General features: G+C 70.8%; 18 protein-coding genes and 1 pseudogene. 7 read left to right on the top strand and 12 right to left on the bottom strand.

Annotation, left to right across the window (positions count from 1 at the left end; genetic code table 11):
• Nucleotides 1-260: 260 nt before the first annotated feature.
• The 5 genes from ABTW87_RS01375 to ABTW87_RS01355 form a co-directional block, all read right to left on the bottom strand.
• Nucleotides 261-1,010, bottom strand: coding sequence for a hypothetical protein (locus ABTW87_RS01375; RefSeq protein WP_350647389.1), 750 nt, complete (start codon nucleotides 1,008-1,010; stop codon nucleotides 261-263).
• Nucleotides 1,001-1,543: a hypothetical protein gene (locus ABTW87_RS01370; protein ID WP_350647387.1), complete on the bottom strand. Its 543-nt coding sequence runs from the start codon at nucleotides 1,541-1,543 to the stop codon at nucleotides 1,001-1,003. Before ABTW87_RS01370 ends, ABTW87_RS01375 begins: the two co-directional genes overlap by 10 nt.
• Nucleotides 1,544-1,643: 100 nt before the next feature.
• The gene (locus ABTW87_RS01365; protein WP_350647385.1) at nucleotides 1,644-3,992 is read right to left on the bottom strand and encodes a sodium-translocating pyrophosphatase; all 2,349 of its coding nucleotides are present in this window, start codon (nucleotides 3,990-3,992) and stop codon (nucleotides 1,644-1,646) included.
• 320 nt (nucleotides 3,993-4,312) lie between these two features.
• Nucleotides 4,313-4,747, bottom strand: a complete 435-nt coding sequence (locus ABTW87_RS01360; RefSeq protein WP_350647384.1) for an ATP-binding protein — start codon at nucleotides 4,745-4,747, stop codon at nucleotides 4,313-4,315.
• Nucleotides 4,747-5,082 (bottom strand): STAS domain-containing protein, encoded by a 336-nt coding sequence (locus tag ABTW87_RS01355; RefSeq protein WP_350647383.1) that lies wholly within the window; start codon nucleotides 5,080-5,082, stop codon nucleotides 4,747-4,749. The genes ABTW87_RS01360 and ABTW87_RS01355 overlap by 1 nt, the downstream gene beginning before the upstream one ends.
• 142 nt (nucleotides 5,083-5,224) lie before the next feature.
• On the opposite strand from ABTW87_RS01355, the gene ABTW87_RS01350 reads away from it, so the two are divergent.
• From ABTW87_RS01350 to ABTW87_RS01340, 3 genes are all read left to right on the top strand, one after another.
• Nucleotides 5,225-7,573, top strand: a complete 2,349-nt coding sequence (locus tag ABTW87_RS01350) for a DEAD/DEAH box helicase (RefSeq protein ID WP_350647381.1) — start codon at nucleotides 5,225-5,227, stop codon at nucleotides 7,571-7,573.
• 151 nt (nucleotides 7,574-7,724) lie between these two features.
• A complete protein-coding gene (locus ABTW87_RS01345; RefSeq protein WP_350647379.1) occupies nucleotides 7,725-7,931 on the top strand; it encodes a hypothetical protein in 207 nt (68 codons plus the stop codon).
• 163 nt (nucleotides 7,932-8,094) lie between these two features.
• Nucleotides 8,095-8,673, top strand: a complete 579-nt coding sequence (locus ABTW87_RS01340; protein WP_350647378.1) for an LURP-one-related family protein — start codon at nucleotides 8,095-8,097, stop codon at nucleotides 8,671-8,673.
• Nucleotides 8,674-8,794: 121 nt separating this feature from the next.
• Here ABTW87_RS01340 and ABTW87_RS01335 read toward each other — a convergent pair whose 3' ends face one another.
• The 7 genes and pseudogenes from ABTW87_RS01335 to ABTW87_RS01305 form a co-directional block, all read right to left on the bottom strand.
• Entirely contained in the window at nucleotides 8,795-9,166 is a 372-nt protein-coding gene (locus ABTW87_RS01335; RefSeq protein WP_350647376.1) for an Rv3654c family TadE-like protein, read from the bottom strand.
• An 83-nt stretch (nucleotides 9,167-9,249) separates the two neighbouring features.
• Nucleotides 9,250-9,630, bottom strand: coding sequence for a TadE family type IV pilus minor pilin (locus ABTW87_RS01330; RefSeq protein ID WP_350647374.1), 381 nt, complete (start codon nucleotides 9,628-9,630; stop codon nucleotides 9,250-9,252).
• Nucleotides 9,627-9,800, bottom strand: coding sequence for a DUF4244 domain-containing protein (locus tag ABTW87_RS01325; RefSeq protein WP_350647372.1), 174 nt, complete (start codon nucleotides 9,798-9,800; stop codon nucleotides 9,627-9,629). Before ABTW87_RS01325 ends, ABTW87_RS01330 begins: the two co-directional genes overlap by 4 nt.
• 19 nt (nucleotides 9,801-9,819) lie before the next feature.
• Nucleotides 9,820-10,590 (bottom strand): type II secretion system F family protein, encoded by a 771-nt coding sequence (locus ABTW87_RS01320; RefSeq protein WP_350647370.1) that lies wholly within the window; start codon nucleotides 10,588-10,590, stop codon nucleotides 9,820-9,822.
• Nucleotides 10,587-11,804, bottom strand: a complete 1,218-nt coding sequence (locus ABTW87_RS01315; RefSeq protein ID WP_350647369.1) for a hypothetical protein — start codon at nucleotides 11,802-11,804, stop codon at nucleotides 10,587-10,589. Before ABTW87_RS01315 ends, ABTW87_RS01320 begins: the two co-directional genes overlap by 4 nt.
• A 32-nt stretch (nucleotides 11,805-11,836) precedes the next feature.
• Nucleotides 11,837-12,184: pseudogene (locus ABTW87_RS01310) on the bottom strand (TadA family conjugal transfer-associated ATPase); the annotation flags it as partial.
• Nucleotides 12,185-12,430: 246 nt separating this feature from the next.
• Nucleotides 12,431-12,568 carry a hypothetical protein gene (locus ABTW87_RS01305; RefSeq protein WP_350647367.1) on the bottom strand — a complete coding sequence of 46 codons (138 nt, stop codon included), beginning with the start codon at nucleotides 12,566-12,568 and terminating at the stop codon, nucleotides 12,431-12,433.
• Nucleotides 12,569-12,712: 144 nt separating this feature from the next.
• Between ABTW87_RS01305 and ABTW87_RS01300 the strand changes: the two genes are divergently transcribed.
• The 4 genes from ABTW87_RS01300 (at nucleotide 12,713) to ABTW87_RS01285 (ending at nucleotide 24,262) form a co-directional block, all read left to right on the top strand.
• Complete coding sequence (locus ABTW87_RS01300) at nucleotides 12,713-15,100, top strand: tetratricopeptide repeat protein (protein WP_350647365.1); 2,388 nt, start codon at nucleotides 12,713-12,715, stop codon at nucleotides 15,098-15,100.
• A 408-nt stretch (nucleotides 15,101-15,508) separates the two neighbouring features.
• Complete coding sequence (locus ABTW87_RS01295; protein ID WP_350647364.1) at nucleotides 15,509-15,805, top strand: trypco2 family protein; 297 nt, start codon at nucleotides 15,509-15,511, stop codon at nucleotides 15,803-15,805.
• Between the two features lie 206 nt (nucleotides 15,806-16,011).
• Nucleotides 16,012-19,233: a tetratricopeptide repeat protein gene (locus ABTW87_RS01290; protein WP_350647362.1), complete on the top strand. Its 3,222-nt coding sequence runs from the start codon at nucleotides 16,012-16,014 to the stop codon at nucleotides 19,231-19,233.
• 91 nt (nucleotides 19,234-19,324) lie between these two features.
• On the top strand, nucleotides 19,325-24,262 hold the full coding sequence (locus ABTW87_RS01285) for an NAD-glutamate dehydrogenase (protein ID WP_350647360.1): 4,938 nt from the start codon (nucleotides 19,325-19,327) through the stop codon (nucleotides 24,260-24,262).
• Nucleotides 24,263-24,308: the final 46 nt, after the last annotated feature.

The following is a 24,308-nucleotide window of genomic DNA, read 5'->3' as shown; positions in this document are numbered from 1 at the left end:
CCGGTTCAGGCCGCACTCGCCCCCTCCGGACCCGCCGGTCCGGATGTCCAACGTAACGCGTCGCCCGGGATTCCGGTTTCGCGGGCGACAAACCACCCCGTCCGGGCCCGACCGGCGTCACCGTACACCGCCCGTGCCCCCACGACCCCCTCCCCGTGACGAACACCCACCCACCCGTCCGGTCGATCATGGAGTCGTGGTGGGCGGAGCGTGGTGTTTCGTGCCCTTCATTCGGCACCGCAACTCCATGATCGGCGCGGTCAGGGGCGGGCGGGCCAGGACGTGGGCGGGGTGCGGGGCGGGGGGTCGCCGATCAGTTCGGTCAGCCGGGTCAGGTCGCGGGGGCCGGTGACGCGGTAGGCCGGGCCGGCGGGGTCGAGGACCGCGTCGGGCAGACCGACCGCCGCCAGCGCGGCGCCGACGGCTGCCACGTGCCGGTCGTCGGCCGGGCCGAGGTGGAGCAGCACCTCCGACCCCGTCACCGACCCGGCGGCCGCGAGCCAGAGCCGCAGCCGGCGGCCGTTCAGGTGGAAGCCGCCCGGCGGGCGCTTCGCCGGGCCGTCCAGCCACGCCGCCGCGAGCGGCTTCAGGATCCGGGTGTACGACGTCCGCACCGCGTGCCGCCCGTCACCGGTCGCTTCCCAACTCGCGCCCAGCCCTCGCGCCGCCAACTCGGCGACCAGCACGTGCACCCGCCACGCGTCGTCGACCACCACCGACAGCCGGGCCGTGCCACCCATGACCGACACCTCGGCCGGCCCGGCGAGCAGGCCGGCCAGGTCGGCGACGGACGGGTCGGTGGCTTCGGCGCCGAAGAAGGCGAGTTGCCGGCGCGGCTCCTCCGGCCCGGTGCCGCGGCCGCCCGGGGCGGTCGGTTCCGGTTCTGGGTCGGCCGGGACCGGAGCGCGGCGGGCGGTGCGCCGGGGTGCCGGCCCGGCCGGCTCGGGCACCGGGAAGAGCGTCGGCAGCGACTCCGCGTCCGACGGCTCGGCGGCACCGGTCAACGGCACTCGGGGACCTCGGCGAAGGCGCGCTTCAACTCCTCGGAGTTGAGGCGGGTGGTGTCCAGCGCGCTGGCGTCGTACTCCCGGTTCAGCGTCGCCACCGCGGCCCGCACGCCGTCGTAGAAGACGGTCGGCTGGCTCGTACTGAGACCGTCGATGGTGTCTCGGGCCCGGCCGTACGCGTCGCGCATCCGGGCCAGCGACGTGCGGAAACCCGCGGAAACCTCCTCGCCCTGCTCGGCATCGGGGACGCCGGCCTCCTCGACCTTGCGCCGGGCGGTCTCGCTGGCCTGCTCCGCGCCGCCGAACAGCCGCACGAGGTTCTCCTTGGCCTGCGCCGGGGTGGTCTGGGCGGTCATCTGCTGGTCGGTGCTGCTGGTGAGCTTGCTGATCTCGGCGCGCCAGGGCGTCAGGGCCGAACAGACCGACGCCGCCCAGGCCTGGGCGCTGGGCCCGCCGCCGCAGCCGGCGGCCAGCACGACGACCGTGGCCAGCATCGCCGTCAGCTTTCCGGCGGCTGCCGCCCGGCACGTACGCATGCGTTGCAGCGTACGGCGTCAGGTCACCCGGCACACCGGTCAGGTGCGCCGGACGACCGGTCCCCGGCCGGCGCGGGCCGACCGGGGACCGGGGTACGGATCAGGCGTTCACCGTCTCCGGGTGCTGGTCCGCGTTGCCCGCGCCGGTGTCCGAGTCGGACATGGCCACGCCCTTGCGCTTGCTGAACACCACGGCCGCGACGACGATCAGCGTCGCCACCACCGCGATGGTGATCCGCAGGCCGGTGTTGCGGTCGTCGCCCACGCTCCACGCCACCACGGCCGGGGCGATCAGCAGCGAGACCAGGTTCATCACCTTGATCAGCGGGTTGATCGCCGGACCGGCGGTGTCCTTGAACGGGTCGCCGACGGTGTCGCCGATGACGGTCGCGGCGTGCGCCTCGGAGCCCTTGCCGCCGTACGCGCCGTCCTCGACCATCTTCTTGGCGTTGTCCCAGGCGCCGCCGGAGTTGGCCAGGAAGACGGCCATCAGCGTGCCGGCCCCGATGGCACCGGCCAGGTACGACGCCAGGGCGCCGGGGCCGAGACCGAAGCCGACCGCGATCGGCGCCAGGATCGCCAGCAGGCCGGGGGTCATCAGCTCGCGCTGCGCGTCCCGGGTGCAGATGTCGACGACCTTGCCGTACTCCGGACGCTGGCTGCGGTCCATGATCCCGGGCAGCTCGCGGAACTGCCGGCGGACCTCCATCACGACCGCCCCGGCCGAGCGGGAGACCGCGTTGATGGCGAGCCCGGAGAAGAGGAAGACCACCGCCGCGCCGATGATGAGGCCGACCAGGTTGCGCGGGTTGGCCACGTTCAGCGAGTTGAGGATCTCGCCGCCGACGTCGGTGATACCCGCGTCGGCGTACGCGATGCGCAACGTGTCGGTGTACGAGCCGAACAGCGCGGTCGCGGCGAGCACGGCCGTCGCGATCGCGATGCCCTTGGTGATCGCCTTGGTGGTGTTGCCGACCGCGTCCAGCTCGGTGAGCGTCCGGGCGCCGTCCTCGTCGATGTCGCCGGACATCTCGGCCACGCCCTGCGCGTTGTCGGAGATCGGGCCGAAGGTGTCCATCGCCACGATCACGCCGACCGTGGTGAGCAGGCCGGTACCGGCCAGCGCGACCGCGAACAGCGACAGCGTGATGGAGCTGCCGCCGAGCAGGAACGCGCCGAACACACCCGCGCCGATCAGCAGCGCCGAGTAGACGGCGGACTCCAGGCCGACGCTGATGCCGGCGAGGATGACGGTGGCCGGACCGGTCTGCGAGCTCTTGCCGATGTCCTGCACCGGCCGGCGGTTGGTCTCGGTGAAGTAGCCGGTCAGCGCCTGGATCGCGGCGGCCAGCACGATACCGATGACGACCGCGCCGATGGCTACCACGCGCGGGTTCTCGTCGACGTCGGTCAGGCCGCCCTCCAGCTCGGCGAAGGTCGCCGGGAGGTACGCCCAGGTGGCAGCGGCCACCAGCACCGCGGAGAGCAGCGCCGAGATGTAGAAGGCCCGGTTGATCGCGGTCAGGCCGGAGCGGTCCGACGTGCGGAGCCGGGTGATGAACACGCCGATGATCGCGACCAGCACACCGATCGTGGAGATGATCAGCGGGAAGACCAGGCCCTGCTCGCCGAAGGCGGCGCGGCCGAGGATCAGCGCGGCGACCAGGGTGACCGCGTACGACTCGAACAGGTCGGCGGCCATGCCGGCGCAGTCACCGACGTTGTCGCCCACGTTGTCGGCGATGGTGGCGGCGTTGCGCGGGTCGTCCTCGGGGATGCCCTGCTCGACCTTGCCGACCAGGTCGGCACCGACGTCGGCGGCCTTGGTGAAGATGCCGCCGCCGACCCGCATGAACATCGCGAGCAGCGCGGCGCCGAAACCGAAGCCCTCCAGGACGGTCGGAGCGTCGCCCCGGTAGAAGAGGACGACAAGCGCCGCACCGAGGAGGCCGAGGCCGACGGTGAGGAAGCCGACCACGCCGCCGGTGCGGAACGCGATCTTCATGGCGGTTTCCCGGCCGCCCTCACGCTCGCGGGCGGCGGCCGCGACCCGCAGGTTGGCCCGGGTGGCCAGCCACATTCCGGCGCCACCGATGAACGCGCTGAACAGCGCGCCGACGACGAAGAAAGCGGACCGGCCGATCTTCACCGCGGTCTCGCTGCCGTCGGTGTCGTGCACCGGCAGCAGGAAGAGCAGCACCACGGCTACGACCACGAAGATCGCCAGGGTGCGGAACTGCCGGAGCAGGTACGCCGAGGCGCCCTCCTGCACCGCCCCCGAGATCTCCTGCATGTTTGTGGTGCCCTTGCCGGCAGCCAGCACGGTCCTCGTCAGCGTGGCGGCGAAGACCAGCGCCACGGCCGCGATCACGGCGGCGAGAACCACGTACGTGACATTGTCCCCGGTGAGGGAGATCCCGCCGCTGTCGGCGGCCAAGGTGTCGGACATCTGTGTCCTCCTGTACCGAACGCTCGCGCCGACCGGTGGAGACGCACCGGTCGGCGCCTGGATGCGGTGTCGCAAGCACGCGCCAACCCACCCCGAGCAGACCAGCGACGGAACGCCGTTCCCGCTGGCTGCGGGATGGATCACTTGCTGACAACCCGCGTACTGTAGCCGTCCGCAGTGTCGGAGGTCACACCGAGGGGGCACCGTGTCCGGATGATCTTCGTCGCTGTGTTAGGAGGAAAAATCTGATATAGGAGGGCGTCCATGACGATCAGGCCGCGCCCCGCACCCGGGACACGGCCTGCGACAGGAAGATCAGCTCAGCGGCCGACCGGCCACACCATCCGCACCTCGGTGCCGACGCCCTCGTCCACCGGTCGCACCTGAAGGTCCTCCACGAAGCCGGCGAGCAGCGCGAACCCCACGCCCGTGGTCAGCGCGTCCTCGCTGAGCGACTCCTTGGCCAGCTCGTCCGGCGGCAGCGCGGCCAGACCGATCCCCGCCTCGATCGGCGCGCGGTCGACGACCCGCACGGCGTACGCCCCGGAGTCCGACATCTCCACAAGCACCGGGTCGGTCAGGCCGTACTGCCGGTGCAGGGCGACCGCCCTGGTGCACGCCTCGCCGATGGCCAGCCGCACCTCGTCGAGCAGGTCCTCCCGCACCCCCGCCCGCCGGGCGACCGCGACGCCGACCAACCGTGCCGTACGGACGTGCACCGGCGCGGGTGAGAAGGAGAGGCGGACGATGGCCATCACGCGCCGGTCGCCGCGTCGACCGTCGGGTGCAGCGGGAACACCTGGTCGAGCGCGGTGATCCGGAAGATCTTGAGCAGCGGCTCCTTGTCGCAGACCAGCGCGAACGTGCCACCGGCGGTACGCAGCCGCTTGAGGGCGCCCACCAGCACGCCGAGCCCGGTCGAGTCGAGGAAGTCCACCCGGCCCAGGTCGACCACGACGTGCCGGGCCCCGCCGTCGATCACTTCGAGGAGCCGCTCCCGGAGCCGGGGGGCGGTGTAGACGTCCACCTCACCGCCGACCTCGAGCACCGTGTGCTCCCCTACGGTGCGGGTCGCCAGCGACAGCTCCATCGGTCCCTCCTCGCAAGAGCCGTAAACTCTCCAGGGCATCTAACCACTACCGCCGGAGGACCTCGTGGTCACCGGCGGCTCGCAGTCTCTTACCCCGGGCCGCTGCTTTCCATTTCCGAACACCAGTGCGAGAGTGCAGGACGTGACAATCGCAGCCACCCTTGCCGCGAGCCCCGGCCCCCCGCCGGCGGATCTGCTGGCCCGGCTGCGCGCCCGCGCCGACGCCGACCCGGTCACCCACGTCGAGCGGGTGCCCGCCCGTGCCGGCGAGCCGGCGCCGTGGCCCGACTGGGCCGCCGACGAGCTGCGCGCGGCGTTCGCCCGCCGGGGCGTCACCGCGCCGTGGCGGCACCAGGCCGAGGCGGCCCGTCTCGCGTACGCGGGCAGCCACGTGGTCGTCGCCACCGGCACCGCGTCCGGCAAGTCCCTGGCGTACCAGCTGCCCGCGCTGGCCACGCTGCTCGCCGACCCGCGCGCCACCACGCTCTACCTGGCGCCGACCAAGGCGCTCGCCGCCGACCAGCTGCGCTCCGTCGCCGACCTGGAACTGGAGGGGGTACGCCCGGCCTGCTACGACGGCGACACCCCGCGCGCCGAGCGGGAGTGGATCCGGCGGCACTCGCGCTTCGTGCTGACCAACCCCGACATGCTCCACCACGGCATCCTGCCCGGCCACGCCCAGTGGTCCGGGTTCCTGCGCCGGCTGGCGTACGTGGTGGTCGACGAGTGCCACACCTACCGGGGCGTGTTCGGCTCGCACGTCGCGCACGTGCTGCGGCGGTTGCGACGGCAGTGCGCCCGCTACGGGCGTACCCCGGTGTTCGTGCTGGCCTCCGCCACGTCGGGCGACCCGGCCGCGGCGGCCGAGCGGCTCACCGGCCTGCCGGTCACGGCCGTCACCGAGGACGCCTCGCCGCGCGGTGGGGTGACCTTCGCGCTGTGGGAGCCGCCACTACTGCCCGCCGCCGACGCCTCGTCGGCCGACGCCCGCCCCGACGGCGCCGACCTCGCGCCGGTCCGGCGGTCGGCGCTGCGGGAGACCGCGGACCTGCTCGCCGACACCGTGGCCACGGGGGTCCGCACGCTCGCCTTCGTCCGGTCGCGGCGCGGGGCCGAGGTGGTGGCGGCCAACGCCCGACGGGCGCTCGACGAGGCGGTGCCCGGGCTCGGCGACCGGGTGGCCGCCTATCGTGCCGGGTACCTGCGCGAGGAGCGGCGCGAGCTGGAGCGTGCGCTGCTGCGCGGTGACCTGCTCGGGCTCGCCTCGACAAACGCGCTGGAGCTGGGCGTCGACCTGGTCGGGCTGGACGCGGTGCTGATCTGCGGGTACCCGGGCACTCGCGCGTCGCTCTGGCAGCAGGCCGGGCGCGCCGGGCGCTCCGGGCAGGAGGCCCTCGCCGTGCTGGTGGCGCGGGACGACCCGCTCGACACCTATCTCGTCCACCATCCCGAGGCGGTCTTCGGGGCGCCGGTCGAGGCGACCGTGCTCGACCCGGCCAACCCGTACGTGCTCGGGCCGCAGCTCGCCTGCGCGGCGGTCGAGGCACCGCTCACCCCGGCCGACCTGGAGCTGTTCGGCGAGGGCGCGAAGGAGGCGGTGGACGCGCTTGTCGAGGCCGGCGCGCTGCGGCAGCGGCCGACCGGCTGGTACTGGCGGCACCGGGAGCGCCCCGAGGTGGACCTGCGCGGCGAGGACGGCGCGCCGGTCTGCGTGGTGGAGTCCGCGACCGGGCGGCTGCTCGGCACGGTCGACGGCGGTTCGTCGCACTTCCTGCTCCACCCCGGCGCGGTCTACCTGCACCAGGGCGTCTCGTACGTGGTGGACGCCCTCGACCTCGCCGACGGGTGCGCGCTCGTGCACCCCGAGGAGCCGGACTGGTCCACCCACGCCCGCGACGTCACGTCGCTGTCCGTGGTGTCGGTCCGGTCGTACGTGGACGCCGGGCCGGTGGGGCTCTTCCTCGGCGAGGTCGACGTGACCAGCCAGGTGGTGTCGTACCAGCGGCGACGGATCGCCACCGGCGAGGTCATCGACACCCGCCCGCTGGACCTGCCGACGCGGGAGCTGCGCACCGTGGCGGTGTGGTTCACCCTCTCACCGGAGTCGCTCGCGGCGGCCGGGGTCGAGCCGGCCGACGTGCCGGGCGCGCTGCACGCCGCCGAGCACGCCGCGATCGGGCTACTGCCGCTGATGGCGACGTGCGACCGGTGGGACATCGGCGGACTGTCGACCGCCGTCCATCCGGACACCGAGGCGCCGACGGTCTTCGTCTACGACGGGCACCCCGGCGGGGCGGGCTTCGCCGAGCGCGCGTACGGGACGGCGGCGGCGTGGCTGCGGGCGACCCGGGACGCGATCGCCGAGTGCGGCTGCGAGACCGGCTGCCCGTCCTGCGTCCAGTCCCCGAAGTGCGGCAACGGCAACAACCCGCTCTCGAAGCCGGACGCGATCCGGGTCCTCGACGTGGTGCTGGCCAACCTGCCCTCCTGACCCTCCGGCCCCGTCGGGAGGCCCGTCCCGGCGCTGGCCGGCCGGGGCGCAGGCGGACGTTGAGGTACTTCGGCCCGCATGGATCGGCGGCGGACCGGGCAATAATGGGAGCGCTTCCATAGACCTGTTTCTTCACGTCCAGGGAGGGACCGTGGCCGACACCATCGCCGAGGCCGTCGACCTGCTCTACACGGTCGACCAGGACAACCTGACCGTCGACCAGCAGATCGCGTTCGGGGCGGCACTCGCGGCGCTCGCCCAGGCCGAGCGGCTGGAACAGATAAACGAGCGGCTGCTCGGCATCCACCAGGTCCTCCAGAGCTGGGCCCTGCGGGCGACGGTCGACGGTCCGCGCTGACCTTTCCTACCCGGGCGGCTGCGCCCCGACGGTCCCGGCGGATGCGCCCGTCCTTCCCGGCGGGTGCGTCCGACCGTCCGTTGGTGGGGCGCGTCCCCCGCGGCGGGCGGGCGTGGAGCCGTGAGCTGTGCGAGACTCCCGCCCATCTTTCGAAGGAGATCTGATGCAGCCCGACATCCTGCAGTCCCAGCAGCAGTTCCACATCCGCCAGCGCATCCGGATGATGGTCAACCAGTACGAGGTCCACTCCGTCGCTCCGGACGGTTCGGAGGGCGGTCTGCTCGCGTTCGCCCAGCAGAAGCGGCTGGCCTTCAAGGAGCAGGTGACCATCTACACCGACGACTCGAAGCAGCAGCCGCTGCTCGGGTTCAAGGCGCGGCAGCGCCTCGACCTGGGTGCCACGTACGACGTCACGGACCACGCCGGCAACCCGATCGGCCAGTTCCGCAAGGACTTCGCGCAGTCCCTGCTCCGCTCCACCTGGCACGTCGAGCAGCCCGGGCTGCCGCAGGTGACCGGGCAGGAGCGGTCCCTGCCGGTCGCCCTGCTCCGCCGCTTCGTCGACTCGCTGTCCTGGCTGCCGTACCACTTCGACTTCGTCGCGGACGGCCAGCCGGTCTTCTCCGTGATCAAGAAGTGGGGCCTCCGCGACCGGTACGTCGTCCAGATCCAGCACCCGCAGATCGACCGCCGGATGGTCATCGCGATGGCCATCGCCCTGGACGCGCTGCAGTCCCGCTGATCCCTACCTCGGCCCGGCGTCGCCGACCCGACGCCGGGCCGGCGACGCGCCCTCCGGCCCGACCCGACCCGGCGCCCTCGGACCTGCGCCCGAGCCGGCGGGCCACTTCCGGCCGTGGTGCTCAGCCCCGCAGCGGGCCGGCGCGGGCGCGGGCGGTCGCGATGCGGGTCAGCCCCGGCAGTGGTGCGACGACCACTTCGGCGGTGACCAGGACGTCCAGCCCGTCGAGGCGGCAGTCGACGAGCCGGCCACCGTTGGCCGCGACGATCATGCCGGCCGTCGCACACGCCGTCGGCGCGCCGAGGGCGGCGTGGGCGGCGCCGGCAAGCGCGCCGAGGTCGGCGGCGACGCCGGCCTGCTGCCGCGCCACCCGGGCGGCCCCGACCGCCGCACCGGCCGTGCCGAACACGACGAACGCGATCCCGACCGCAAGCAGCAGGATGGTCGCGCCACCCCGATCGCGGCCGACCCCCACCCGGACCACCTCTCTCACGTCCTGGACCGCCCCACCGCGGTCCCTCCGACACGTGTCAGCGGCATCCTGGTCGGCGTGTCGAGGGGGCGCGGCCCGTCCGGTCAACGGCCCGCCTCCGTCGTCGGAAGCCCTGGACCGGGTTCGACCGCGGCCACCGCGGTGGCGGTGACGGCGATCCGCGGCAGTCGCGCCCCGATGACCCGAACCGGGGCGTGGACGGTCACGCGTACCCGCTCTCCGTCGTCGCTTATCGAAATCTCCGCTCCCGGCGGGGCCACCCGGCCGGCCGCGGCCCGTCCGTCCTCGCCCCGGGCGGCGGCGATCGCCGCTTCCCGGGCAGCGTGCAGGCAGGCACCCTTGGCGCCCGCCGCGACGATCGCGCTGAAGCCGACGAGCAGGAGGAACAGCAGCGCCGGAAGGCCGGCCGCCAGTTCGGCGGTGAAGGATCCCCGGTCGCGGCCGGCCTGCCGGCGCCGCCTCACTTCAGTGCCCGGTCGATGACGGCGGTCAACGCCGACTGCACGTTGCCGGAGGTCAGCACCTTGAGCAGGATGCCGGCGAAGGCGACAGCGGCGAGCGTGCCGACGGCGTACTCGGCGGTGTTCATCCCTGCGTCCCCCCGCAGGCGGGCGATGAATCTGCGCACGTGCATGGTCCTTTCTCGAGTGTTGTCACAGCACGTCGCCGAGGACGGCGACGATCACCGGCACCAGACCGGCGAGAATGAAGGCCGGCAGGAAGCAGAGCCCCAGCGGCAGCACGATCAGTACTCCTGCCCGTCGGGCGGTCGTCTCGGCCGCCGTGGCCCGATCGGCCCGCAGGTCGTCGGCGAGGCGGGTAAGCGCGCCGGCCAGCGCGGCTCCGCTGGCGGCGGAGCGGAGCGCGGCCGCGGTCAGACGCTCGGCGCCGCGCACCACGTCGAGGGTCGCCCACGCCTCCTCCGGGTCGGCGCCGAGTCGGAGCAGGCGGCCGACGCGGGTTAGCCGTTGTGCGAGCGGCCCGTCGAGTGCGTCCGCCACCGCCAGCACCGAGCGATCGACCGGAGCACCCGCACGCATCGCCGACGCGAGCAGGTCCGCGGCGAGCGGCAGGTCCTCCGCCTCGCGCCGGCGCCGCTCGCGTACCGCCGGTGGCTCGATCCGCCGAAGCATCCGGTCGATCAGCACCGCGGTGAGCGGGGCACCGAGCGCTCCCGGCCAGCCGCCGACCACCACGACGACGGACACCCCGGCGAGGACCGCGACGAGGCGGATCGCATCCGGCCGCAGGCGGGACGGTGTCGGTGCCGTACGGTCCCCCGTGGCGTCCGGTGGCACCGGACGGGGGGCGGCCGGGACGCGGTCCAGGCCACGCAGGCGGCGCACCGCGCGGCGCCTCGCCCGTCCGAGCACCAGCAGCACGCCGCCAGCCACGGCGCAGGCGGCCAGCGTCATCCCGGTCATCCGACGTCCCGGCGGGGAAACGAGGTGAGCCGTTCGGCCCAGAGCAGGCCGGCGACCTGGAGCGCGACGGCGAGTACGGCGCAGCCACCGCCGACCGGGGTGTGCAGGAGTACCGCGACCGGGTCGACGCCGATCCCGTACCCCAGGCCGATGCCCCCGAGCGGAAGAGCCGCGAGCAGCCACGCGGTAGCCCGCGCGCCGGCCGCCTGTGCCGCCGCCGCGGCCAGCCCCCGGTCGGCCGCCCGAGCGTCCACGTCCATCCGCTCGAGCAACTCGGCCAACGGTGCGCCGGTACGGTCGGCGAGTTGGACGGCGGCCCGGACCAGCGCCCCGGCCGGCCCACCCTCTGTCGCGAGCGCTACGGCCTGACTCACCGGCAGGCCGGCCCGCAGGTCGGCGGCGAGATCGCAGAGTTGGTCCAGGCGGCGACGCCGGACCCGCGCGGCGTCGCGCGCCGCCCGCCGTCGCAGCAGCGCCCGGACACCCAACGCCGCGTACGCACCGCCGGCGGTCGCCGCTACCGGGCCACCCAGCACGGCACCCACCGCAGCGGTCACCACCCCGGCCACCAGCAGGGCCCGACGCGGCGCCGTAACCAGAGCGTCCGCGAAGGCCGCCAGCGGGGCGGCATCCCATCGCCGTGCCGGCGCCGGCTCCGTCCGCGTGACCAGCGCGCCGGCCGACGCCGGGACACGGGATCCGCCCGCAGCCGGCGGCGGCGCGCCGCCCGGCCGTCGCGGGTCCCGCCGGGTCGGCGGGCCCGTCGGATTGCCCTGACCGGTTGAGCGAATCGGGTCGAGCGCGCTGCGGTCGCCGGTTGGTCGCCGCTCCTGCGGCCTCCGGTGAGCGACCGCTCGCCCCGACCGGTCCGGTGACAGCTCCGCCTTCCCGGCCGACGGCCGCTCCGACACGCGAGCCGACGGCCGCTCCGCCACTTCAGCCGGCGGTCGCTCCGCCGCCGGGTCGGACCGGTCCGACGAGATGTGGACCGCGCCGATCGCCCGGGCGGTGGTCATCACGCCCGTCGGCGGGCCTGCCGGCGGCGTGGTGTCCCGACCCGTGCGTCCGCAGCCGGCGGGTGGCGGAGCGTGATGCCGCAGGCTGGCCACCCACTCGATCAGCGGATCCTCGGCCGTCCCGGACGCGCCGCCGGCAGCGGCCCGGCGGCGGCGCTGGCCGAGCAGCAGCCCGGCCGCGACGGCCGTCAGAGTCACCAGGACCAGGACAGTCAGCAGGTAGGGGCGGCTCATTCGGGGCCCGCCGATCCGGGCCAGGGCCCTCGGAGGATCGGCGGCACGGCCACGTCCCTGGACCGCAGCAGCTCGGCCAACCGACCGGCCGCCGGCCCCGGGCCGCCGCCGCGCACCCAGGCGGGCACGGCCGTGACCAGCCGATCAGCGCCGTCCGGGAGGAGCAGGCAAATGGATTCCAGGACCCGCCCCGAGGTCGCGCGGCGGACGTGAAGCACCACCTGGAGCGCCGCGGCCACCTGGGCGTGCAGCGCCGGCCGAGGCAATCCGCCGAGCAGACCGAGCGCCTCCAGCCGGGCGGGCACGTCGGACGGCGCGTTGGCGTGCAGGGTTCCGGCCCCACCTGTCGGGTCTCTCTGAGCATTTCAGTGGCCGGTGCCTGTGACCTGGGCTGTGAAATCTCCCTGTCGGCCTGCTCCGGGGGTTTTCCGCCGCTCAACTTTTCAGTACGCACATCTGCCGGGCGCTGATGGCTGTCCGGAGCCCCCATAGGAGCGCTGGTGTTGACAGGCTTTGCTTTCACCGGCGGGTGGCCCGTCGGCAGCTACTGACGTTGTCTTGGGCGGCCTCGGAGTAGCAACCTGTGGCGGTCAGTTGCCGGCGCTATCGATGAGTTGGATGAGTCGATCGGTGACGGCCCGAACGACGCCAGAGATCACGCCGCCGATGAGGGCGGCGGTGAGGTTGTTGCGCGGCTTGTCGTCGGGGTTGCGCTGCTGCATTGGCATCGGATGCTCCTCGATCCCGGAACGTCTGGTGGGCCGGCGCCGGTTGTTCCTCCCAAGGTGAGGGCAGTCCCGGGAGATCCACTTCAGTTGCGGTGAGTGCCGACGAATGCACGGTCTGGACCGGATGCGGGATGCTGGGCGGCGATGAGTGCCGACGAGATACGCCGGAAGCGGAGACCGCGGCAGGTCGCGAGGGTTGACCTGCCGGCGGGGCCGGCCCGCGAGCTGCGCGACATGGTCCACGACCTGTATCTGCGGGCGTGCCCGATCACGTTGAAGGAGATCGCTGACCGGATCGCGGCGGATGAGGATCTGCCGGGCGCTCCAGGGTCGGACGTGATCGGCGACATCATCGCCGGAAAGAAGGTGGCGGCGAAGCAGGAAGACGTAGTGAGCGTGGCGGCGGCTCTTGCTCGCCTGGCCGGCCGGGACCGCGAGGTCGCCGTGGTGACCGACCGTGTCCGGGAGCTGTGGGTGGCTGCGAAAGGAACGCCTCCACCGCCCCCGCCGGCGCCGACGCCGCGGTTGGGTAAGCCGATCAGTGAGTGCGATCCGGTCCGCGGGTTGGAGGTGCACCAGGCAATTGACGTGCCGCATCACGGTGCGCCGCTGCCGCCGTTACCGGCGTATGTGCCACGGGCGCACGATGCCCAGATCCGCCAGGTCGTCGACGAGGTGGCTGCTGGGGGGAGCCTGTTGGTGACGCTGGTGGGCGGGTCGTCGACGGGGAAGACCCGAGCGTGTTGGGAGGCGATCCAGCCGCTGGCCGAGGCCGACCGCCGGTGGCGGGTGTGGCATCCGAAAGACCCGTCCCGGCCGGATGCCGCCGCTAAGGAGATCGGTGAGGTCGGATCGTTCACGGTGGTGTGGCTCAACGAGGCCCAGCACTACCTCCTCGTCACCGCCAACCCCGCGTTGGGTGAGAAGATCGCCGCCGGACTACGCACCTTGTTGGAGGACCCGGACCGGGGGCCGGTGCTGGTCCTGGCCACGCTGTGGCAGGAGTACTGGGACATCCTCACCAGCCGCCCCCCAGCAGGCCAGCCGGACCCGTACGCGCAGGCGCGCGTGCTGCTGGACGGTACCGAGGTTCGGGTGCCGGAGGCGTTCACCAGCGACGCGGACCTGCGTGATGTGGCGAGGGCCAGTGGTGATCCTCGGCTGCACCAGGCAATCGAGAATGCCGAGGCCAACCGAGTCGCGCAGTATCTGGCGGGTGTGCCAGAACTGTTGCGGCGCTACCGCAACGCGCCGCCGGCCGCGCGGGCGGTCATCGAGGTGGCGATCGACGCCCGCCGCCTCGGCCAACTCATCGCGATTCCACATGCTCTGCTGGCCCAGGCCGCACCCGGCTACCTCACCGACCACGAGTGGGAGCAGACCGGTGAGGACTGGCTGGAGCAGGCCTTGGCCTATACCGCCAAGCCGTGCAAGGGTGCCCGCGGACCGGTGACACGCATCAAGCCCCGTCCCGGCGATCCACCACCCGCGGATGGGCAGCCGGCCTACCACCTGGCCGACTATCTTGACCAGATCGGCCGCATCGAACGCGCCGGCGTTTTCCCACCAGCTGGCTTCTGGGACGCGATCGCCGCCACTATCGCGGACCCAGGAACTCTGGAAACCCTCGCTACCGAGGTGAAGCGACGGGGCCGCTACGGTCGCGCCGCCTCCCTTTATCAGGTCGCGGCCGACCACGGCAGCACCCTAGCGCTGCGGGCGTTGGCGTTGCTGCGGGAGCGGGCCGGCGACCCGGCCGGCGCGGAAGCCCTCGCCATCCAGGCGGCCGACCGAGGCGACACCGGCGCGCTGCGGATTCTGGCCCGGCTGCGGGAGCAGGCCGGCAACCCGGCTAGCGCCGACGCACTGCTGCGCGAGGCAGCCGACCGAGGCGACACCCCTGCGCTGCGGGAACTGGCGTTGCTGCGGGAGCAGGCCGGCGACCCGGCCGGCGCGGAAGCCCTCGCCATCCAGGCGGCCGACCGAGGCGACACCGGCGCGCTGCGGATTCTGGCCCGGCTGCGGGAGCAGGCCGGCAACCCAGCTGGCGCCGACGCACTGCTGCGCGAGGCAGCCGACCGAGGCGACACCCTCGCGCTGCGGGAGTTGGCGTTGCTGCGGGAGCGGGCCGGCGACCCGGCTAGCGCCGACACACTGTTGCGCGAGGCGGCCGACCGAGGCGACACCCTCGCGCTGCGGGAGTTGGCGTTGCTGCGGGAGCGGGCCGGCGACCCGGCTAGCGCCGTCGAAGCACTGTTGCGCGAGGCGGCCGACCGAGGCGACACCCTCGCGCTGGGGGCGTTGGCGTTGCAGCGGGAGCAGGCCGGCGACCCGGCCGGTGCGGAAGCCCTCGCCATCCAGGCGGCCGACCGAGGCGAAAACGGCGCGCTGCGGGCGTTGGCCCTGCTGCGGGAGCAGGCCGGCGACCCGCCCGGTGCGGAAGCCCTCGCCATCCAGGCGGCCGACCGAGGCGACACCGGCGCGCGGCAGATTCTGGCCCGGCTGCGGAGGGCAGGCCGGCAGCCCGGCTAGCGCGGAAGCCCTGGGGCGGTTGGTCTCGATGACGATGGCTCACCAGCTAGTTTTCTCGACTGACCCTCCCGGACAACGGGCTGGCGGCGCCTCGACGAGGGGGCCGTGGCGTACAAACACCGAGTAGGGCCGAGCCGGGAGTGACCGCCATTAGTGCACGACCGCTGGTCGAGTCCACGGACACGTCTCCGGTGATCAGTCCTTCCGCTTCGGCGAGTGACTGCAGCGCGGTGAGTAGCATCTTCCAAAGGTCAATTTGTCGGCTACCCGACTGCCCACCTGCGAAGCACCGTACTCGCATTAAGGTGGCAATCCCTGGATCTTCCACGAACCCGCAGCACAACGAGCACCTGGTGGCCCTCTGCTGCCCCCTCAAGTTGGTCGACCGCGCGAAACATCGGAGGAGCCGTGCAGAAGATTGGCTTGGCGGACGCTATCACTGCCCTGCGCGAGGAACTGACGACGGCCATCGAGGCGGCGGGCGCGGAGGACCTGCGTTTCAGGGTCGGCGAGATGAGCGTCGAGTTTGAAATCGCTGTTGAACGTACGTCGGGTGGGCGCGGTGGGCTGAAGTTCTGGGTCGTCGAGGCGGGAGGGGAACACACCCGCACCGGCAGCCACACCCACCGGATCACCGTGCCGCTCACACCTACGCGCGCCGACGGACGTCCGGTTCTCACTGGAGAGCACCGACTGCCGGACTAGAGGTTGCAATGTTCGACCATCTACGTGCGGTGGAGGTACTCGCCGTCCCTAAGGTGCGGGGCATTAAACCGGGATACGGGTCGGGATACGGCATCGGCAGTGGTCTCGTGCTCACATGTGCGCACATCCTGCCAGCGAACAGGGCGACCTACGACCTGGTCCTACGCGACACGACCGGTCGCCGGCTACCCGCGTCCCCAGCGTGGGTGAGTCGCATCGTCGACCTGGCGCTGCTGCGGCTGGTCGATCCGACATTGCTACCAGAGCCCCTAGTGCCGATTCGGGTCCTTCCCTCGCACACCATCGCCGCTCGCGTCGACTTCATGATGTACGGCTGGCCCCGCGCTGGCGACATCCCCGAAGGGACAGCGGCCGCCCGCCGGGATCCGATACAAGTCCACGGGGAGATCCGGCCCGCCGAGTTGGCCGGCTCGAAAACTGGGCTGCTCCGGCTTCGGCCCGACGAGAGATACCCGTCGCTGGACGACGGCAGCTACTGGCAGGGGATGTCCGGGGCGGCTGTTATCTGCGAAGACGCGGTGGTTGCGGTGCAAGTATCGCAGCCACAACAATCACTTCCGGGCTATCTCAGCGCCCGGCCGCTGCTGCCTGACGCGCTGGCAACTCTCGACACGGATGGCGTCTCAGGCCTAAACCTGCTGGCGGATACCGGCAATCCGATCGATCCGCACAGCGCTACTGACGACCCAGCCGAAACCGCAGCGAGGCGGCGACATCGAAAAGCCCTGTTTGGTGGCGCAGCGCTAAAGGCTCCGACGCGCCCCACCAATCCGCTGCCCTCATGGTGGCTGGACCCACGTAACCTCGCCGTCGACTTCGATCCCCCGGTTCAGTTCGAGGAGATGCTGCACTGGTGCACCGACGACGTCGCGGAATCTCCTCCCGTTCGGCTGCTGTACGCGCCTGGGGGGACCGGCAAGACGCGCTTCGCGATCCAACTTGTCGCCGCGTTGGAGAGCGATGGCTGGGCGGCTGGCATCGTATCGACCAAGGACGAACTTGAACGGTTTGTGCGGCATCTGCGGGATGCGGCCGAGGACGGGATGCACATCTTCGCGGCTGTCGACTACGCCGAAACCGGTATAGACCGGCTGAGAGACCTGCTGACCGCGCTCGCAACGCTGCGTTCCGGACTGGTACGCGTGCTGTTGCTCGCACGCTCCCCTGGGCGATGGTGGGACCGCTTTCCGGTGGGGGCAACCGCCTACAACATGATGAACCGGGAACCCTTCTCGCTTACCACTGTCGACGTGAGCAATGCTGGCCGCGTGTTCCGTGAGGCCTATACTCAGTTTAGACGAGGGCTGCTTGGGGACCGTAAGGACGAGAGGGTGCCTGCTCCCCCCGATCTCCCCCATCCTCGGATCCTCGACCTGCACGCCGCTGCTCTGGCGCACGTCCTGGATGAACGCGTTGGGGTGGACACGCCGGGCCAGAGAGCCCCGCTTGAGGCTGTGCTTTCTCATGAACGCCATTACTGGCTTCTGGCACTACTTCAAGAGCGGGTCGACCTCTCTCCCGCTGACCCCCTGCTCGATCGTCTGCTGGCCGCACCCACACTGCATCCTGCGAGTACGTTCGATGAGGCACACGGCGTCGTTAAGCGGGTTGTAGGGGACAGCCTGTCCTCATCTACGAGAACACTGACTCGGCTGCTTGGGGAGCTCTATCCGGCGGACGACGGGATACACTATTGGCGAGCAATTGTTCCCGACCGCCTCGGCGAGGCGTTGGTCGCCGACATCATTAAGTCGGCTGACGATCTGGACACAGCTGGCCGGGAATTCGTCGAACTCCTCGACGGCGCCTCCGTGGAGACCGCCATCCACGCCCTGACCGTTCTCGCGCGAGTCGCCGGTTTCAGTGACCGCACGTCGGCCGACCCGTCATCAATTCCTGGGGTGACAGAGGTAGTTCGGCACTTCCTTGAGCAACAGCCCGAAGCATCCCTTCCCGCCGCGGTCGTGGTCGCCGAATCGATCGGTCATGCGTCCGAACTATCGGATCTCGCGGCGAATGCAGCCCGTACCGCCGAACTATCCGTGCTGGACCGCACCGCTAAACGGCTTCCGCCGTTCCACACCGGCCTGCTTGACCTAGCCGTGACGGTGGAGCAGGAGCGGGCGACACGGCTGAAGCTGCGCCTCAGCGACGGCGAGGCGGGCGACGCAGATGTGGTCCGCTTTGATCTGGCAATTGTCCTGAACAATCTCGCGCTTCGACTCGCCGCCGTGGGCAGGTTTGCGGAGGCGTGGGCCGAGGCTGACCGGTCGTTACGGATATGTGAGGAGACGGCGGGCGTGCCCGAGGTACGACTGCTCGCCGCCAAGGCCGCGGCCCTGGACACGCAGGCTCGACTGCTGTCGTCGACAGGTGCAGTCGAGCAGGCGGTACGCGCCGCCGAACGAGCTGTCGCTATCTACCGGACGTTGAGCGCCGACGACCCAGCCAGTTGGGTTCCACTTCTCGTCACGACACTTCACAACCTCGGCGTACAGCAGGCATCGTTAGGCATGCGCCGCGACGCTCTTGCCGCAATTGAGGAAGTGACTCTGCTTTACTGCCAACTCTCGGCCAGTTCGTCGCGCTGGAAAGGAGAGCTCATCTCCGCCCTGAACTCCCTCGGAGATTTGCTGGCCCAACTGCGACTTCCTGCGGAGGCCCTGACGATCTCCGTCGAGGCCGAGCGACTTGCCCAAGCGAGCGCCGAGGAAAGCCCGGCGGTATGGCTGCCGGACCACGCGAATTCACTCAACTGGTTAAGCATCCGACTAGCAGCGATGGAACGGTACGAGGAGGCTGCGGCCGCTAGCGCCGAATCCGTCGAACTTTATCGTCGACTGGTCGGGGTGAACCCAGCCGTTTGGCGAGGAGAGCTAGCCACGGCTCTGAATAACCTTGCACTGCGGTACGGCGATCTGAATCGGCCCGATCTGGCACTAGAACGCGCTACCGAGGCTGTGGACATCCGCCGATCACTCGCGCCGGACGACGATGTGGTAGACGTACTGCGGCTCATTCAGTCGTTGGGGAATCGCGCAAACTTCTTCGCCGATCTTGGCCGTTACGCAGATGCCCTCGTCGTCGTCGATGAGGCCATCTCTCTACACCGGGGGCGTCGTCCTCCCCGATATGGTAGCGGGGCCGTCGGTCTGGCAATGCTGCTTGCAAATCGGAGTGTTTACCTTGCTGCGTTGAACCGGCACCGCGAAGCGGAGTCGGCGGCCACCAACGCCATGCGCATCTATCGGAGGGCAACCGGTGGCAGGGCGGACTCGTCACAGGAACTGATGGTGCTACTGCGTGCGGTTGGCAACCGGCACCGCGAGCGGGGCTTCATGGAGGAATCCTCCGCTTTGCTCGATTTGTCGGTACGCATGGAGGCAGGGCAGGTATCGGATGCATGACACACCCGAACGTAGACCCCGGCAGCCGGAGGTCGTTTTCGAGCTGATCGAGGATGCCGGGGCGAGCGCTATCGACACGGTAGCGGGCGATATGAACAGTCCCAGTATCGGCACCCTCTATGACCTGGGTCTGCCGGCAGAGGCGCTGGCCGACGACGTGGAGGACTCGGAACTCGACGAACCGGTACCCAGCGCGGAGCGCCTGGTGGCCCAGGCGGTCGCGCTCGCCGGCGACGATCACGACGTGGCGACGCTGGTCGGCCGCTTCTGGCGGTTCGCGCCGGACGAGGAGCTGATCGGCTTCACCGCCGAGGAGATGCTCGACGCGGCCCGTGCCCACCGGGACCTGGCCGACCAGCGGGTACCGGGCGAGCTGAAGTTGCGCATCCACGACCCGGATGCCGACCAGCACCACACGGTCGTCGAGATCGTCACCGACGACATGCCGTTCCTGGTGGACTCGGTGACCGCCCTGCTCAACTCGCACCACCTGGACGTGCACCTCCTGGTGCACCCGCTCGTGGTGGTCCGGCGGGAGCCGTTGGGCCGGCTGGTCGAGGTGGCCGCGGACGTGGAGCCGGACGACGCCGTCGGCGGTGACCTGGTCGAGAGTTGGATGCGGGTCGAGATCGACCCGGTCCGGGATCCGGCGGAGCGGGACAAGCTGCGCCGGGAGCTGCAGCGGGTGCTGACCGACGTGCGGGAGGCGGTCGAGGACTGGCCGAAGATGCGCCAGCGTGCGCTCGCCTTCGCCGACGATCTGGCCGCCGCCCGGACCAGCGACAACCGGCCGCCGGTGCCGGAGAAGGACATCACCGACTCGGTGGAGCTGCTGCGCTGGCTCGCCCACGACCACTTCACCTTCCTCGGCTACCGGGAGTACCGGTTGGTCGAGCCGGATCGCGCGGACGGCGGCCAAGCGCTGGAGGCGGTCCTGAGCACCGGGTTGGGTATCCTCCGGTCCGGTTCACGGGAGGCCCGGTCGCTGAACTCGATGACCCCCGAGGCGCGCGAAAAGGTGCTGGAGAAGCGCCTGTTAATCATCACCAAGGCCAACTCCCGGGCCACCGTGCACCGCTCGGCGTACCTGGACTACATCGGCTTCAAGATGTTCAACGAGGCCGGCGAGGTGGTCGGGGAGCGGCGCTTCCTGGGCCTGTTCTCCACCGCCGCGTACCGCACCAGCGTGCGGGAACTGCCGGTCGTGCGGCGCAAGGTGGCGGAGGTGCTCGAACGGTCGGGCCTGAGCCCGCGCAGCCACTCCGGCAAGGACCTGCTCCAGATCCTGGAGACCTACCCGCGCGACGAGCTGTTCCAGATCAACACCGACGACCTGTACCACGCGGTGATCGGCGTGCTGCGGATGGCCGGCCGCCGCCAGCTGCGGGTGTTCCTGCGGCGGGACGCGTACGGGCGGTTCATCTCCTGCCTGATCTACCTGCCGCGGGACCGGTTCACCACCCAGAACCGGCTCCGCATGCAGGACATCCTGCTACGGGAGCTGAACGGCATCGGGGTGGACTACACGACCCGGGTCACCGAGTCGGTGCTCGCCCGGGTGCACTTCATCGTCCGGACCGACCCGACCAAGCCGCCGGGTGACATCGACGCGGACCTGCTCGCCGAGGAGCTGGCCGACGCCACCCGCCTCTGGGACGACGACTACCGGCTGGTGCTGGAGCGCAAGCTCGGCGACGAGCAGGCCAAGCACCTGTTCGCCCGGTACGCGGACGTGTTCTCGGAGGGCTATAAGGACACCCACACGCCGTACGAGGCGATGAAGGACCTGGCGAAGCTGGAGCTGCTGGAGGAGCCCGGCCAGCTCGAGATGTACCTGTCCCACCGCTTCGGTGATCGACCAGGCGAGGCGGCCATCGCCGTGGCAATGGACGTCCGGTTCAAGGTCTACCGGTACGGCGAGCCGATGATGCTCTCCGCCGTGCTGCCGGTGCTGCACTCGCTCGGCGTCCGGGTGGTATACGAGCACGCATATCAGGTGGACCGGGTGGACGGCCGAGTCTTCCTCTATGAGTTTGGCCTGCTCCTGCCTAACGGGCACCAGGAGCTGGCCGAGGTGCGCCCGCACGTGGAGAACGCGTTTGCGGCGGCGTGGCGGGGCGCGGCCGAGGTTGACGGCTTCAACGAGCTGGTGCTGCGGGCAGGCCTCACCTGGCGGCAGGTGGTGGTGCTGCGGGCGTACGCGAAGTACCTGCGGCAGGCCGGCACGGTCTTCTCGCAGGAGTACATGGAGGCGACCTTCATCGCGTACCCACGGGTCGCGCGGCTGCTGGTGGAGCTCTTCGAGGCCCGGTTCGCCCCCGGGACGGCGAGTCTGGACGAGCGCCGACAGCGCGGCGGGCGACTGGTAGCCGCGATCGGTGAGGCGCTGGACGGCGTGACGAGCCTCGACCAGGACCGGATCCTGCGGTCGTACCTGACGCTGATGCAGGCCACGCTGCGGACGAGCTTCTACCAGTGGCCGGTGGGCGGCCTGCACAAGTCGTACGTGGCGTTCAAACTGGACCCGCAGGCGATCCCCGACCTGCCGGCGCCCCGGCCGAAGTTCGAGATCTTCGTGTACTCGCCGAGGTTCGAGGGTGTGCACCTGCGGTTCGGGCCGGTGGCCTGGGGCGGGTTGCGCTGGTCCGACCGGCGGGAGGACTTCCGCACCGAGGTGCTCGGCCTGGTCAAGGCGCAGATGGTGAAGAACGCCGTCATTGTGCCCGCGGGCGCCAAGGGCGGCTTCGTGCTCAAGCAGAAGCCGGGCGACCGAGACGAGGCGATCGCCTGCTACAAGCAGTTCGTCTCGGCGCTGCTGGACGTCACCGACAACATCGTCTCCGGCGAGATCGTCCCGCCGGACGACGTGGTCCGGCATGACGCCGACGACCCCTACCTGGCGGTGGCCACCGACAAGGGCACCGCCACCTTCTCTGAGATCGCCAACGAGATCTCCGCCGCGCACAACTTCTGGCTGGGCGACGCGTTCGCCTCCGGCGGCTCCGCCAGCTACGGCTACAAGAAGATGGGCATTACCGCCCGGGGCGCCTGGGAGTCCGTCAAGCGGCACTTCCGGATCATCGGGCTTGACGCCCCGTCGAAGAACTGCTCAGTGGTGGTCGTCGGCAGCGCCCACAACGACGTCCTGCGGCATGGACCGCCTCTGCTCGGGCCGCTTCGGTTGTTGGCCGCATTTGACGGTGACCACATTTTTCTGGACCCCGACCCGGACCCCGTTGTCGCCGCCGCTGAGCGGCGACGCTTAGCTGAGCTGCCAAAGTGCACCTGGGCCGACTACCGTGCCGACCGGATCTCGCGCGGAGGCGGCATCTACTTGCGGAGCGCCGATGTGATCCCGGTAAGCCCTCAGGTCCGGGAGGCGATTGGGTTAGAGAACGACGCCGATCAGCTTCCCCCGCAGGAGCTGGTGAAGGCTATCCTTGTCGCCGCGGTCGATCTGCTATGGATCGCGGAGCCGGGGACCTGGGTAAAGGCATCCACCCAACGCGACGAGGATGTAGATGACAAAACCCGCGTCCCGGCGCGGGCGGATGCGCGTGACCTGCGGTGTCGGGTGGTTTGCGAGGGCGGCGGCGGACTCACGCCGCAGGCCCGCACGGAGTATGCGAGGAACGGGGACAGGGTGTGGACCCTGTACGTCGACACCTCCGCCCCGCTCATCCATGACGATCTTCGACGCAACACCCGGATCCTGGTGGACGCCGCCGTCAGCACCGGACGGCTTGAGGCAGCCGCAGGCCAAAGGCTGCTTGCCGACTGCGCTGACGATCTCATCCAGCGGGCATTGCGCGCCTGCAGAGACCAAGTGCGGGCCATCAGCGACGAAGCGGCCCAGAGTGCCTGGCTGCTTCCCACACACCGCAGGATGATCGCGGAGCTGGAGGCGTCCGCAGGTCTTGCCCCTGCCGAGATCGGACTGCCCGATGACGGCGACCTGGACCGGCGGTCGGCACACGGTGAGGGGCTATGCTCACCGGAGCTGGCAGGGTTGCGGGCGGCTGTTTTGACCGGGTTACGGGCCGACCTCGCTACGGGCCAGTTCACACAAGAAGCGTGGGCTACGGCCATCCTAGCCGAGTACTTCCCGCGCCCTGCACTAGAAAGCAGCACGGAGATATTGAGCCACCCGTTGCGCCGTGAAATCGTCGCTACCGAGGTCGCCCGCGAGGTGGTGGACAGGGGCGGTCTGTCGTTCATCCAGCGCCTACGGCTGGAAACGAGCAGCCGCGTGGAGGATATTGTTCGCGCATACGTTGCGGCGCGTGAAATTTACGACCTGTCGAGTCTCTGGGGGCAGGCCGACGAGGCTGAAGAGATCACCGACCGAGACCTCCAGCAGGCAGTCCACGTCCGCACAAGCCGGCTGCTGCAGCGGGTTGCCCGATGGCTGCTCGTCAACCGCCACTCGCCGATCGACGTCTCGGCCGAGGTGCACAAGCTCCGTGCCCCGGTCCGCGATCTGCTTGTCTCGCTCGACGCGGTATCGAGCGAACCGAGGAGGGCACGCCGCCAGAAGGAGGTGGAGAGGCTTATCGAACTCGAGCTGCCAGCTTTCCTGGCACATCGTCTCGCCGCACTGGATGACGGGTACAGCGCGGTGGACATCGTGGGCCTCGCACTCGGGCTGAAGGCGGATGTCGCAGAGGTAGCCCGTTCATATTTCCTGCTTGCAGACCGGATCGACCTGGACAACTTGCTCATTCGGGTAGCGGCGCTACCGCAGGCCGATCCCTGGGACAGTATGTCCCGTGCGGCGTTGCGGTACGGCCTCTATGACGCCCTCACCGCATTGACTGACGAGATGGTGTCCGAGGCTCAGATAGGCCAGGGTGACGTCGCGGAGCGGGTAATGCGGTGGGAACAGTCCAATTCCGCAGCGATCGCCCGGGTCCGGGACTACGCGCACGACCCGGGCGAGCACGGCGAGGATTTGGCCCACCTGTCGATGCTTTTGCGCCAGGTCCGCGCGCTCGTTAGGACGAGCGCGGGGAAAACCCTTGAGCGATGACCCCTGAGTGGGCTCGCGGTGAAGAGCGGTCGAGACCCGCCTGAAT

Origin of the sequence: Micromonospora sp. NPDC126480 (assembly GCF_040302465.1) — a bacterium.
Classification (GTDB): Bacteria; Actinomycetota; Actinomycetes; order Mycobacteriales; family Micromonosporaceae; genus Micromonospora.
Note: the sequence above shows the minus strand (reverse complement) of the source record. Positions and strands in the feature narration are given on the sequence as shown.